The following is a 13,917-nucleotide window of genomic DNA, read 5'->3' as shown; positions in this document are numbered from 1 at the left end:
CAGCAAAGTAAGCACGGTTACGGCCCGGCTGACAAGCACCCGCACCAAGAATTAATCGCGGAAAAACCGGCCTTTCCAGGAATTTTCGGAAACTCTGCTTCGTATTTTATTTCCAACTGAAATATCCCGGCATCGCCTTATACTTTAGGCGCATAAAGGATCCTCATAACGCAAAACGCGTGCTTGACTTGGTCAGCCGGCAGTCGCACAAATTTCGAAGATTCGTCCCGGAGCCACCATGCCAAAACCCATTATCGCCGTTCCCGCCGACATCCGGCATTTCACCGGAGCCGACTGGCACGCCGCGCAGAACCAGTATCTTTCCGCCGCGCTGAAGGTGGCTGGTGTCATGTCCTTCATTGTCCCGGCCTTCGAGGACGGAAACGAGGTCGACGCTATTCTCGACCGGGTGGATGGCCTGCTCGTGTCCGGCTCCGCCACCAATGTGCATCCTTCCCTTTACGGAAAAGAGGCGCAGGAAAGCGACGGCCCGTTCGATCAGGCCCGCGACGCCACCAGCCTGCCGCTCATCCGCCGCGCCATCGAACGTGGCATCCCGATGCTGGCCATCTGCCGCGGCATTCAGGAGCTGAACGTCGCGCTGGGCGGTACGCTTGCGTCCGAAATTCAGGAGCAGCCTGGCATATGGGACCACCGAAAGCCGGAACATGACGACCGCGACGTGGCCTTCGCCATCCGCCAGCCGGTGCATGTGCGCGAAGGCTCCTGCATCGCAGAGCATCTCGGCATGTCGGGCGAAATCCAGATCAATTCACTGCACCGGCAGGCAATCGCCGAGACCGCCCCACGCCTGCAGGTGGAGGCGACAGCGGCGGACGGCACCATCGAGGCCGTTTCAGTCATCGACGCCAAGGGATTTGCCGTCGGCGTGCAATGGCATCCGGAATATTGGGCTGAGACCGACGCACCGTCGCGCGCTTTGTTCGAGGCCTTCGGCAAGGCCGTCCACGACTATCGGAACAGCAAGGCATGAACCTTAGCTAATCCCCCCGGCTCATAAGAACACAAAAAAGGGGCAAGCCTGAAGGCCTGCCCCAAGTCTGGGAGGAGGATTTAGCGCTTTGCGCGTTTCTTCTGTCGGTAGACGTCGGCAACGACCGCGGCCACGATGATCAGGCCCTTGACGATTTCCTGATAATAGGCGTCCACCCGGAGGAAGGTGAAGCCCGACGTCATGACACCGAGGATGATGGTGCCGATCACCGTTCCGGTGATGCGGCCGGCACCGCCGGCGAGCGATGTGCCGCCGATAACGGCAGCGGCGATGGCGTCGAGTTCATACATCACGCCCATGCCGGCCTGCGCCGTCTGGGCGCGGGCGGCGGTGACGACACCGGCGAGACCGGCGAGCAGGCCAGCAATGGCATAGACCTTGATCAGATGCGCCTCGATATTGATACCGGACACGCGTGCCGCCTGCTGGTTGGCGCCGATGGCATAGGTGAACTTGCCGTAGCGGGTGTAACGCAGCGCCACGTGGAAGATGACGGCGACGACGAGGAACACCACGACCGGCCAGATGCCCGTGCCGATGAAGTTGAAACCGTCCGTCAGACCGGAGATCGGCTGACCCTTCGTATACCACTTGGAAAGTCCACGCGCCGTCACCATCATGCCAAGCGTTGCGATGAAGGGCGGAATTTTGGTGCGGGCGATGAGCTGCCCGTTTATGAAGCCCGCAAGGGCGCCAGCCAATATGCCGACGGCGAGCGGTATGAAGAAGGGCAGATCGGTCAATCCCGGATAAAGCGCCCGCGGCCATGTGGACGATTGCGCCACGCTGGCGGACAGCATCGCCGTCAGGCCGACGACGGAACCGGAAGAGAGATCGATACCCCCGGTGATGATGACCTGCGTGACACCGACCGCGATGATGCCGATCACCGAAACCTGCAGGATCATGATCGTCAGGCGCTGCTGGTTCATCAGGAAGCTCTGGCCGATGAAAATCCAGCCGAGAATTTCATAAACCAGCGCGATGCCGATCAGCACGAAAAAGATATTGGCCTCCGGCGGGATGCGCCGGTGCGGCTTGCGTCCGGATTTTGCGTCCAACTCTGTGTTGGCGGCGGCGTTCGTATTCATAGTCATTCCTCCTCGAGAAATCCCGGCGCGCCTCACCGCGATGCGAGATCCATCACTTTAACCTGCGTGGCTTCACTTCTATCAAGGAAGCCCGTCACCCGACCTTCATGCATGACCATGACACGGTCGCTCATACCCAGAACCTCCGGCATTTCGGAGGAAATCATGATGACGGCGACGCCCTGGCGCGCCATCTCGCAAACCAGCTTATGAATTTCCGCCTTGGCTCCGACATCGATGCCGCGTGTCGGCTCATCCAGAATCAGAATGCGCGGCTTGGTCAGCATCCAGCGGCCGATCAGCACCTTTTGCTGGTTCCCGCCCGAGAGATTCTCGATGCGCTCGTAAAGATGCGGCGTCTTGACCCGGAGCTTGCGGCACATCTCCTCGCAGGCATCCGACAGCGCATTTTCCTGCACAAAGCCATTGGCGACATATTTGTCCTGCAGGACGGCGATCTGCATGTTCTCCAGAATATTCAGGATCAGCAGGCACCCCGTATCCTTGCGATCCTCCGTCAGGAACGCCATACGGTGACTGATGGCCTTCGTCGGGCTGTCGATCGAAACCGGCTTGCCGTCGATTGCAATCGTGCCCGAGGATGCGGGCGTTACACCGAACACCGTTTCCGCCACATTGGAGCGGCCCGATCCGACAAGGCCGGCAACGCCGAGAATTTCACCGGCGCGCACCTCGAAGGAAACGTCGTGGAAAATGCCGTCGAGAGTGAGATTCTTGACCGAAAGCACTACGTCGCCGATCGGAACCTCTTCCTTCGGGAACATCTGGGTGATTTCACGGCCCACCATCATGCGGATGATGTCGTCACGCGTTACATCGGTCGAGGCGTGGGTGCCGATATATTTGCCGTCGCGGAAAACCGAAAATTCATCGGCGATCTCGAACAGTTCGTTCATCTTGTGGGTGATGTAGACGATACCGATACCGCGTTCCCGGAGATCGCGGATGATGCGAAAGAGATGCTCGACCTCGCGCTCCGTCAGTGCGGATGTCGGCTCGTCCATGATGAGAACGTCGGAATCATAGGAAACCGCCTTGGCGATCTCGACCATCTGGCGACTTGCCACCGAAAGCTCGCCGACGCGGGTTTCCGGATCAAGATCGATGCCGAGCCTTTCCAGCAGCGTTTCGGTGCGGCGATACATTTCGCCGTGATCGATAAGGCCCAGCCGGTTCTTCGGCTCGCGTCGTATCCAGATGTTTTCCGCCACCGTCATATAGGCCATCAGGTTCAGTTCCTGATGGATCATGGCAATGCCGTTTTCCAGCGCATCGAGCGGGGAATCGAGACGTATGTCGGCGCCTTTCAGGCGAATTTCGCCACTGTCCGGCTGGTAGATGCCAGCCAGGATTTTCATCAGCGTCGATTTTCCGGCGCCATTCTCGCCCATCAGCGCATGCACGGTGCCGCGCTTCAGCTTAAACTGCACATCATCAAGCGCCACGACGCCGGGAAATTCCTTGCGTATGCCTTCCGCCGCGAGAAGATACTCCGCATTCGGCACGGCTCCGCTGGCGCGCACGGCGGCCATTGTCGATGGACTGACGACCATCTCATCCTCCACAATAGACAAAAATGACCGGAAACAGGCTTTGCCAGATGGCGCACCCGGCCTCCGGGGAGGCTTGCAGCGCCATGTCGATCACGACATGAAAGGCGCTGCAACACTTTGAATTCACTGAAATTCAATCGTAATCCGCTCGCGTACCGAAGCTTGTCTTCGGCGCCGTCGGAAACCGGCATCTGCCTCCAATGTCAATCTGAACGGGCGCAGATGCCGGAAGGCGGCCGTTAGTTCTTGGCCACGTAGTCCTTGACGTTTTCAGGCGTGACGAGCTGGAAAGGAATGTAGACCTTCTTCTCCACCTTGTCGCCCTTGACGAGCTTCAGCGCGGCATCGAGAGCGCCCTTGCCCTGCCCTGCCGCATCCTGGAACACCGTCACATCCAGATCGCCCGCCTGCATCGCGGCAAGGGCGTCCTGCGTGGCGTCAACGCCGGCGACGACATAGCTTTTCATGTCCTTGCCTGCGGCCTTCAGGGCCTGGATCGCGCCAATCGCCATTTCATCATTGTTGGCGATGACGGCATTGAATTCGATACCGCTGGAGAGCCAGTTGGTCACGAGGTCGGAACCCTGCGTGCGCTGCCAGTTCGCGGTCTGCTCTTCAACAACCGAAATGCCCTTGCATTCGTCGGTCTTCAGAACGTCCTTGGCAGACTGCGTGCGCATGCGTGCCGCCTGGTTGGAAAGCTCACCCATCATGATGACCGCATTGCCCTTGCCACCGAGAAGGCGGCAAACTTCTTTCGCTTCAAGCGTGCCGGCCACCGTCTCGTCGGAGGCGACGAATGCCTGGCCGTCCGGCAGGCTATCGACGTTCACCGGCTGGCGGTTGACATAAACCAGCGGAATCTTGGCGTCTGCAGCGAGCTTCGACATGGCCGCCGTCGCATCCGTATCAACCGGGTTAACGATGATCGCGTCGACCTTGGACGCGATGAAATTCTGAATCTGGCTCTGCTGCTTGGCAACGTCGTTCTGGGCGTCCTCGACCTGCAGGGTCACGCCCTTCAGCTCCTTGGAATAATCCTGCATGCCGTTGCGCAGCACGGTCAGGAAGTTGTCGTCGAACAGCGCCATCGAGACACCTACGGTCTCCGCATGCGCCGCCGTGCCCAGAAGCACAGACATGGCTGCGCCGATGATAAATTTCTTCATTGTTTTCTCCTCCTCGGTGTCCGGCGCCACCTCTCCCAGCCGGAGGCGAACCCGAGAGCCCGCCGCTACCTCCTCACAACCAGAAAACGGAATAATGAAACCGATTTTCTGTCTGTTCGATATATTTATTCCATTTTTGGTCCAAACGTCAATGCTTTCTTCACGGCAAGGCGGCGAAGCGGCACACAAGGCGGTGATGAGGCAGGATTTCAGGAGGAAGGAGTTTCGTGGCGGATTGCCGGGAACTGCGCCGAAGCTTCTTCAACGTTACCCGCACTCGTCAGGCGGGGATCGATAAGCCGTTGAAATCATGGATGCGCGGGCCGAAACAGAGGATCACGAAGAATATGGCGGAAGGTCCGTTTTCAATGCCGGACCCGCAGACCCCGCCATTGGCAAAGCCACCGGCGGGTCTCATCTTTTCGCTTAGCGCGCTCATGGGAGGCACCATTCCACCGGCGAAAATACGCGAGAAGGGAACAGGTTCAGCAGAATGGGCGTGTTGGTGCACCACGTTCTATCGATGGGAACCGGGCATGACATCGGCGGGAATCGGGCAGACATATTTGCTGCCCTCGGTTTTTTCCTGCCATTCCCTTTTAGCATTCGCGAGCAGTTCCGGCGAGGTCATCAGCGCAAAGCCGGTCGATGCGAGTGTTTTGGCGGCATGGGCCATGGCCTTGTGGGCGGCGGGGCTTTTGCCCTGCGCCACCACCTGCCAGGTATGCGGATTGGTGCCGATCGCCCAGGCGGGCGTCCAGCACTGCGCGGTTGGCGTCACCCAGCTGACATCACCGACATCGGTGGAACCCGCCCGAAAATGCGACTGACCCTCGAAATCGCGCAGGCCGAGATGCAGGGGTGTCGACCCGTCAATCTTCCGGTTGGAAAAGACATCGCCCTTGATCTGATAGAGCCTGATGCTGCTTTTGATCGCCTCGTCGGTGAAAGTGTCCTGAATGCGTTTGGCAAAAGCGATATCCGCCTCGTCGAAGGCGATGGGGCCTAGCGCCACCATGTTTTCATGCATCGCCGTTTCCAGCGTGATGTTGGGCAGGAGATTGGTGGAGGCGGTATCGAAGACGATTTCCACCTCTGTTTCGGTCATCATCGCCGCGCCGCGCGCGACTTTGTCCACCCGCGCGGCAAGATCGAGCGCCTGGCGCATTTCCGGGGCTCGGATCAGATAGAGCACTTCTGCCCTGGCCTGCACCACATTCGCCGCCTTGCCGCCGGTATCGGTGATTGCGTAATGCACCCGACAATCCTGCGGCATGTGTTCGCGTAGGAAATTGACGCCGACATTCATCAGTTCGACGGCATCGAGCGCCGAGCGCCCCAGATGGGCAGCGTTGGAGGCATGAGCCGCGACACCCTTGAAACGGTAAAAATATTCCAGCACGGCCAGATTATTGGTGGAGCGCACGCCGTTGAAGGGCGCGGGGTGCCACGTCAAAGCCGCATCGACATCGTCGAACAGGCCGGCGCGCACCATGAAGGTCTTGCCGGAACCGCCCTCCTCGCCGGGGCAACCGTAATAGCGTACGGTGCCGTGCAGATTATTGGCTTTCAGATGCCGGGCGAGCGCAATAGCGGCCATCAATGAGCCGACGCCGAGCAGGTTGTGGCCGCAGCCATGGCCGGTGGCGCCCACCTCACGCGGCTGCACCTCAGCCACATCGGCCACCTGGCTCATGCCGGCCAGCGCATCGAATTCGCCGAGGAAGGCAATGACCGGCTTGCCGCTGCCGAATTCGCCGATGAAGGCCGTCTCCATGCCTGCCACGCCACGGCGAACCGCAAAGCCGTTTTCCTCGAGCGCGCCCGCCAGAACGCCGGCAGATTGCTGCTCCTCGAATTTGAGTTCGGCAAAATCCCAGATGCTGTCGCTCAAGGTGATGAAGTCGGGCTTCATGGCCTCGACTTCGGCGGCAATCGACATCACGGCGTCACGGTTCATGGCTTGTCCTCGCATTTCCGCCCTTTACAGGCACGCGCAAGCGCTTCGGCGGATGCACCGCCAAATTCCTGCGCTTCATATTGGAAAGCCCGCGCCGGGGTCCGCCTCCGGCGCGGGCATAATGAATCAGTTGTCGACCGAGACTTCCCAGAGGCGGGCGTTCGACTGCCAGACCGGCTGGCCCTTCAGCTTCTTCGTCGCGCCCCAGACATCGACCATGTCGTAGAGGAAGATGCCCGGCATTTCCTTCAACATCAGCTCATGGAACTCGTCGAAAATCTTCTGGCGCTTCACCTGGTCGGCTTCGACATAAGCCGCCTTCATCAGTTCTATCGCCTTCGGATCGTCCCACATCAGCGAGGCGTTCTTGTCCTTGTTGCCGACATAAAAGGCATACATCAGCGCCGGATCGAGGCGCGGAGCGACCGACTGAGAGATCACCTGATAATTGCCGGAACGGCGGCGATCCACCTGCGTGGCATAGTCCAGCACCTCGATCTGCACGTTGAGACCCGCCTGCTGCATCATGGCCTGCGCCATGACGGCGGCCGGGAAGCTCGGCACGTTGCCACGCTTGTTGGCGATGATGGAAATCGGCTCGCCCTTGTAACCGGCGGCCTCCAGCTCCTTCTTCGCCGCCTCGACATCATAGGCCGGGCGCTTTTTCTGGGCCTCGTCATAATAAACCGAGTCCTGCGAGACCATCGAACCGTTGGCTTCACCCGTGCCGTTCGATGCGGCGGCGACCAGTTCATCGAGATCGAGCGCCATCGCCATGGCGCGGCGCACGCCGGGATTGCTCAGAACCTTGTCGCGGGTTTGAATGTAGAAAAGGTTCTTGCCGTTGTTGCGGGCAACGATCAGCTGCATCTTCTCATTGGTCTTGAACTCCGGAATGAGATCGGGAGAAATCTCGGCCGTATCGAGCACACCGGATTCAAGGCCCGCCTTCACCGTCGAAGCATCGGGAATGACCATGAACTTGATGCCGTCGGCCAGCGGCCGCTTGGAGCCGACCATGCCGTCCGGCTTGCCGTCATTTGCCGGCGAAACATAATCGGCAAATTTGGCGAGGCGGATATATTCGCCTTTCTTCCACTCGTCCCACTGGAACGGCCCGGTGCCGATGGGCTTGGCGAAACTGCCATCGGCAGCAACCGATTCCGGCGAGATCATGCCGGTATAGCCGCATTCCGGCCGCGACATCAGGCCAAGGAAAACGGCGGAGGGTTTTTGAAGGGTAATCTCGACCGTGGAGGCATCCGTGGCCTTGACGCCGGTGACATGCGCTGCCCCGCCTTCCGCGAAATCGTTGAGGCACGCCCACTTCGTTTCCGGCTTCAGGTAGCGTGTCCAGTTCCAGACAACATCCTCTGCGGTGAGCGGCTTGCCATTGTGGAATTTCACATCCTTGCGCAGCTTGAACGTATAGGTCAGGCCATCGGGCGAAACGTCGACGCTCTCGGCCAGAAGCGGCTTCACCTCACCGGCGTTGTTATAGCCGACAAGACCTTCGACGATGTGCAGGATCACCCCATCCGTATTGCCGTCGCGGTTCACGCCGGGATTGTTGCTGCGCAGATCCGAACTTTGGGCGATGGTGATATCGCGTGCTGCGGCCATATTGGCGGTCACGAGCAGGGCCGCCCCTGCGAGAAGAAGTTTTTTCACTGTTCTACCCTCTTTGTTGTCATTGATTGTCATTGGTGAAAGCCGTCCCAGCAGGCCTGTGCCAGCCGGCCGATCGTTTCGAGCGCGATGGTGTATCCCGGCGTACCGTCAGGCATCACCTGCGGCACCTCGTCGGTATAGGTGGTGATGATGAAGGACGGCGCGCCGTTTCTGTAGACGATGCCGGCATCCATGCGCCCGCGCTTGCCGCGACCGCTCTTGCTGGCCGCCACAGCCTCAAAGGGCAGGCGGGAGCGGATACCATACCGCAAAATCTGGTTCTTCAGCGTCTGCATGGCCCATTCGCACAATTGCGGGCTGCAACCGAGCTTTGCCTGCGCCACCTGCGAGGACTGCGCATCGAGAATAGTCTGCAGCAGCAGCACCTGATCCGCCGCCGAGGTAGTGGTGACGGTTTTCAGCGGATGGTCGGCCGCCAGCGCCAGCGGCGGAATGAGGAAACGGTGATGGGTATTGGCCATGCCAAGCGATTTGCAATAGCCGTCCACCTCTTCCAGCGTCAGCCTCTCCAGCACCATCTTGGTGCAGACGTTGTCGCTCAGCACCATCATGCCAGCGACGGCATCGCGCAGCGAAATGACGATGCCCGGCGTCATATAGCGGAACATGCCGCTGGCGACCTCTTCCGCCAGCCGTTTTTCATAGGTGACGGGCTGGTCGAGATCGATCCGCCCTTCGCTGGCGGCTTTCAGCACAGCCATCATGATCGACGTCTTGCGGGTGCTGCCCGACGGCGTCTCCTCGTTTTCTCCCCGGCCGATCTCTTCACCGGTCAGGAGATTGCGCACCATGAAGCGCGTCACGAAAGGCTGTGCATCGCAGATCGCATTCAGTTGAGCAGCCACGGTCATAGTCATCTTCCTGTTAAACTTCATCTTCCAGACGCCATTTCAGTGTCACGCCGCCCTTTTCATTCTGGTCGAGGGCGGGAATGGCCGAGAGCAGCCGGCGCGTATAGGCCTCCCTCGGACTGTCGAAAATCGTGTCGCGGTCACCCTCTTCGATGATGCGACCGTCCTGCATGACGACGACACGGTCGGCCACCTGCTCCACCACACCGAGATCGTGGCTGATGAACAGGCAGGAAAAGCCGTAACGTTTCTGCAGATCGGAAAAGAGATCGAGCACCTGCGCCCGCACTGTCACGTCGAGCGCCGAGACCGGCTCGTCGGCGATCAGGAACCGCGGACGGCGGGCAATGGCGCGGGCAATCGCCACGCGCTGGCGCTGGCCGCCGGAAAGCTCGTGCGGATAGCGGGCGGCAAAATCAGCGCCGAGCCCCACCTCCTCCAGGGTTTCCAGCGCCCGCTTGCGCTTGGCGGCCTGGTCGAGGCCCGGCACGAGGCGCAGCGCCTCCTCCACCAGCGCCTGAATGGTCATGCGCGGATCAAGCGAGGAATAGGGATCCTGAAACACCATCTGGCAGTTGAGGCGATAATCCTTCCAGTCCTCGTTGCGCTCCCGGCCCTGAAAGCGGATATGCCCTTCGCTCTCCTGCACGAGCCCGGCGATGGTGCGGCCAAGCGTGGTCTTGCCGGAACCGGAACCGCCGACAAGCGCCACGACCTCGCCCTCATGAATATCGATGCTGACGCCATGCAGCGCCCGCTTCGGTTTGGCCTTCTTCAGCAGAGATTTGCGGCCGGCATAATCGACAACGATATCGCGGGCCGAAACCATTGGCGCCTTGGAGGTGTCGATATTGCGTGGCTCGCCACGGAATGGCATGGAGGAAAGCAGTTTTTTCGTATAGGGGTGCTGCGGCGCGTCCAGCAAATCCTCGGTGCGGCCCTGTTCGACAATCGCGCCTTTTTCCATCACCACGATACGGCTGGTATAACGTGCCACCATCGGCAGATCGTGGCTGATGAGGAGAACGGCGGTGCCTTCCGCCCGCGTCAGCTCCACCATCAGTTCCATGACATCGCGCTGGATGACCGCGTCAAGCGCCGTCGTCGGCTCATCGGCGATCAGCAAAGCGGGTTTCAGCAGCATGACCGAGGCCAGCATGATGCGCTGGCGCATGCCGCCGGAAAACTCGTGCGGATAGGCCGTCAGCGCACCTTCTGGATCGCGGATGCCGACCCGGCGCAGCATGTCGAGAATTTTCTCGCGGCGCTCCTCCGGCGACAATTTGGTATGAAGGATCAGCCCCTCCTCCAGCTGCCGGCCTATCGTCATCGATGGGTTTAGGGAGGTCATCGGCTCCTGAAACACGACGCCGATCTCCGCGCCGCGCAGACGCCGTAGCTCCTTCACCGGCAGGGACATGACATCCTGCCCCTTGTAGATGATCGACCCGCCGGTGACGGCGATGGCCGGTGGCAGAAGCGAGATGAGCGCGCGGGTGGCGAGCGTCTTGCCCGACCCGCTTTCGCCGACGATGCCGAAGATTTCGCCCGCGGCAATATCGAAGGAGACATCCTTGACCACCTGGTGGCCGGTTCTGGCGACTTCGAGCGAAAGGCCGCGAACGGTGAGAAGTGTATTATCCGTCATTTGAGACCTCTCATGCGCGGGTCAAGCCTGTCGCGAAGGGCATCGCCCAGAAGATTGATGCCAAGCAGCGTCAGCGCGATGCAGAGACCGGGGAAAAGCCCGAGCCAGACGGCCTGCTGGATGAAGGGCCGGCCGGCGGCCAGCATGTTGCCCCAGGTGGGGGCCGGCGGCGGCACGCCGAGGCCGAGGAAGGAGAGCGCGCTTTCCGACAGGATGGCCCAGCCGAACATGGAGGTGGCAAGAACCGTGATCGGCGCGATGCAATTGGGCAGGATGTGGCGGAACATGGTGTAGATCTCACCATTGCCCATTACCAGCGACGCCTCGATGAATTCCCGCTCACGCAGGGAAAGCACGGCACCGCGCACCACGCGGGCCATGGATGGCGTATAGGCGATGCCGAGCGCGAAGATGATGCCATACTGGTTGGCGCCGAAAACCGCGAGCAGGCCGAGCGCCAGCAGAATGCCCGGAAAGGCAAGAAGCGCATTGTTGATGGCCATGATGACGCCATCCACCCAGCCGCGCGCATAACCGCTGACGAGGCCGATTAGCGTGCCGCAGACCGTCGCGAAGCTGACCGTCAGGAAGCCGATCCAGACGCTGGCGCGGGCACCCACCATCAGGCGGCTCAAAACATCGCGCCCGAATTCATCGGTGCCGAGAAGATGACTGGCGCTTGGGCCGGCCAGACGCGAGGCAAAGCCGAGCTTCATCGGGTCATAGGGGGTCCAGAACAGACCGGTCGCGGCGGTGATGAGCAGGAGGGCGATGAGAAAGCCGCCGATAAGCCCGTTAAGTGTGAACTTTTTCATTCGGCAACCACACGCGGATCGAAGAGGGGGTAAAGAAGGTCGACGAACAGGTTCACCAGCACATAGGACAGCGAGACGAACAGCAGGCATCCCTGAATGACGGGGTAATCGCGGGCGAAAATACTGTCGACCATCAGCCGCCCGAGGCCGGGAATGGTGAACACCGTCTCGATGACGGCGATGCCGCCGAGAAGATTGCCGAGGATAAGGCCGATCATCGTCCATGTCGGGCCGAAGGCGTTCTTGAAGGCGTGCCGCCAGAGAACGGCGCTTTCCGAAAGGCCCTTGGCGCGGGCATGGGTGATGTAATCCAGCCGCAGCACTTCCAGCGTGGAGGCACGCGCCATGCGGATCAGAACGCCCATCTCATGGATCACCAGCGTCATGACGGGCAGGACGAGATAGAGCATGCCACCGACGAGATTGTCGCTGATCGACACATATCCGAGCACCGGCAACCAGCCGAGTTTGAGGCCGAAAAACAGGAGAAGCAGAAGACCCAGCCAGAATGTCGGAATGGACAGAAGCAGGGTCGCCGTTCCCACCAGTGCAAGATCGGTGAGGCTGTTCTGTTTCCAGGCGGCGATCACACCGGCCGGAACAGCAATCAGGCTGGCGAGCAGCACCGCGACCACGACGATCTCGGCGCTGACGAGAAAACGCGAGACGACCAGCGGCAGCACCGCCTCATCATTGACGATGGAGCGGCCGAAATCGCCCTGCACCACATTGCCGGCCCAGATGAGGAACTGTTGCGGCATGGATTTGTCGAGGCCGAGTTCGGTCCTCATCGCCTCTATCTGCTCCGGTTGCGCCATGTCGCCCAGCATCAGCGCAGCCGGATCGCCCGGAATGAAGCGGATGAGCGCAAAGACCGTGATCGACACGAATGCGATCGTCGGCAGCGCCATCAAAAGACGGCTCAGTATGAATCTTATCATCGGTTCCCCACGATTGATGGCGGGGAATGGTATCCCGCCTCTATCGGTTTCGTTTGCTGGCGACTATGACGGATTGATAAATAAGGCGCAATATTATGCATAAACGTCATATATCTATGCAGAATGACGGCGTGTTTCATCCTGATGAGGACAATGAGATTTTCCGCTCAAAATCCCGTTTTCAGTCGATTTTTTGCGAAAGCTGGATTTCCCGCTTCAAGGCATCGCTCAGCGCCTGCGCAGCGATGGACAGCGGTGCGCCGGAAGCACGGGCTAGGCCGAATTCCTGTGTGGCCTGCGGAACGAATGGCCGGGCGACAACGGGAAGATGCCGGTAGAGGTTCGCATAAAAACTGCTGATGATCGTGACCCCCAGCCCATGCGCGACATAAGCGCAGGCGGAACTGTTGGTGTGGGTCTCGATCTTCACCATCGGCTTGACGCCGGCCTTCTTGAAAACCTGATCGAGCGCCATGCGGTTCGGCCGCTGGCGGCCGATCAGGATGAGCGGAACATTGCGCAGGTCCTTGACGGTGATTTCCTCAAGCTTGGCCAAGGGATGATCCTCCCGAACCACACAGACGCTCTTGCCTGTCGCAACACGTTCGACATCGATGCCCGGCCCGATCTCGCCTTCCATCCGCAGGAAACCGAGATCGATCACCCGCTCGCCGACGAGCTTGTTGATGGCGGTCGTCGTTTCGAAAAATGTCTCGATGCGAACGCCGGGAAAATCCCTGACATAATCGATCAGCATGGCAGGCGCGAAATTTTCCCACATGCTGCTCGGCAAGCCGATGCGGACGATTTCCGGACCGGCCGCGCCATTGCGCAAATCCTCAGCGTGGCCGGACATGCGATCGACCGCAAGCAGCACGTTTTCCGCATCCCGCGCAAGAAGCACCGCCTCCGGCGTCGGGATCAATCGCCCCTTGTCACGGGCAAACAGCGTCAGCGACAGGTCGGCCTCAAGTTGGGCCAGAAGTCGGCTGATACCGGACTGGCTGAGACCCATGGCCTTGGCGGTGGCGATGGTGGAGCCGGTGGAAAGAAGCGTGCGCAGAACTTCGAGCTGCTTGATGTTCATGAGGCCAGCACCATGGGTGAAGAAACGAGCCGGTTTCGGTTCAGACGTTTTGCCGCCGATAGACCTTGATGTCA

The 13,917-nt window shown here is 60.1% G+C and carries 12 protein-coding genes; 1 reads left to right on the top strand and 11 read right to left on the bottom strand.

Annotation, left to right across the window (positions count from 1 at the left end; all coding sequences use genetic code 11):
- Positions 1-238 precede the first annotated feature (238 nt).
- Entirely contained in the window at positions 239-994 is a 756-nt protein-coding gene (locus tag BTE54_RS11320) for a gamma-glutamyl-gamma-aminobutyrate hydrolase family protein (RefSeq protein WP_078052516.1), read from the top strand.
- Between the two features lie 80 nt (positions 995-1,074).
- Here BTE54_RS11320 and BTE54_RS11315 read toward each other — a convergent pair whose 3' ends face one another.
- The 11 genes from BTE54_RS11315 to BTE54_RS11265 all read right to left on the bottom strand — a co-directional run bounded on the left by BTE54_RS11315 (position 1,075) and on the right by BTE54_RS11265 (position 13,843).
- Complete coding sequence (locus tag BTE54_RS11315; protein WP_003524582.1) at positions 1,075-2,106, bottom strand: ABC transporter permease; 1,032 nt, start codon at positions 2,104-2,106, stop codon at positions 1,075-1,077.
- 32 nt (positions 2,107-2,138) lie between these two features.
- Entirely contained in the window at positions 2,139-3,680 is a 1,542-nt protein-coding gene (locus BTE54_RS11310) for a sugar ABC transporter ATP-binding protein (RefSeq protein WP_065657236.1), read from the bottom strand.
- A gap of 239 nt (positions 3,681-3,919) precedes the next feature.
- Positions 3,920-4,849 (bottom strand): sugar ABC transporter substrate-binding protein, encoded by a 930-nt coding sequence (locus tag BTE54_RS11305; protein WP_003524584.1) that lies wholly within the window; start codon positions 4,847-4,849, stop codon positions 3,920-3,922.
- A 280-nt stretch (positions 4,850-5,129) separates the two neighbouring features.
- A complete protein-coding gene (locus tag BTE54_RS24965; RefSeq protein ID WP_158080268.1) occupies positions 5,130-5,288 on the bottom strand; it encodes a hypothetical protein in 159 nt (52 codons plus the stop codon).
- Between the two features lie 78 nt (positions 5,289-5,366).
- Positions 5,367-6,809 (bottom strand): M20 family metallopeptidase, encoded by a 1,443-nt coding sequence (locus BTE54_RS11295; protein WP_078052515.1) that lies wholly within the window; start codon positions 6,807-6,809, stop codon positions 5,367-5,369.
- A 126-nt stretch (positions 6,810-6,935) separates the two neighbouring features.
- Positions 6,936-8,480 carry an ABC transporter substrate-binding protein gene (locus tag BTE54_RS11290; protein WP_198939129.1) on the bottom strand — a complete coding sequence of 515 codons (1,545 nt, stop codon included), beginning with the start codon at positions 8,478-8,480 and terminating at the stop codon, positions 6,936-6,938.
- A 29-nt stretch (positions 8,481-8,509) separates the two neighbouring features.
- Positions 8,510-9,352 carry a serine hydrolase gene (locus BTE54_RS11285; RefSeq protein WP_185740804.1) on the bottom strand — a complete coding sequence of 281 codons (843 nt, stop codon included), beginning with the start codon at positions 9,350-9,352 and terminating at the stop codon, positions 8,510-8,512.
- Between the two features lie 13 nt (positions 9,353-9,365).
- On the bottom strand, positions 9,366-11,000 hold the full coding sequence (locus BTE54_RS11280) for an ABC transporter ATP-binding protein (RefSeq protein ID WP_078052512.1): 1,635 nt from the start codon (positions 10,998-11,000) through the stop codon (positions 9,366-9,368).
- The gene (locus BTE54_RS11275) at positions 10,997-11,815 is read right to left on the bottom strand and encodes an ABC transporter permease (RefSeq protein ID WP_078052511.1); all 819 of its coding nucleotides are present in this window, start codon (positions 11,813-11,815) and stop codon (positions 10,997-10,999) included. The genes BTE54_RS11280 and BTE54_RS11275 overlap by 4 nt, the downstream gene beginning before the upstream one ends.
- Positions 11,812-12,756 carry an ABC transporter permease gene (locus BTE54_RS11270; protein WP_003524593.1) on the bottom strand — a complete coding sequence of 315 codons (945 nt, stop codon included), beginning with the start codon at positions 12,754-12,756 and terminating at the stop codon, positions 11,812-11,814. The genes BTE54_RS11275 and BTE54_RS11270 overlap by 4 nt, the downstream gene beginning before the upstream one ends.
- 181 nt (positions 12,757-12,937) lie before the next feature.
- Positions 12,938-13,843 carry a LysR family transcriptional regulator gene (locus tag BTE54_RS11265; RefSeq protein WP_078052510.1) on the bottom strand — a complete coding sequence of 302 codons (906 nt, stop codon included), beginning with the start codon at positions 13,841-13,843 and terminating at the stop codon, positions 12,938-12,940.
- Positions 13,844-13,917: the final 74 nt, after the last annotated feature.

Source organism: Agrobacterium sp. YIC 4121 (assembly GCF_002008205.1).
Taxonomy (GTDB): domain Bacteria; phylum Pseudomonadota; class Alphaproteobacteria; order Rhizobiales; family Rhizobiaceae; genus Agrobacterium; species Agrobacterium leguminum.
Note: the sequence above shows the minus strand (reverse complement) of the source record. Positions and strands in the feature narration are given on the sequence as shown.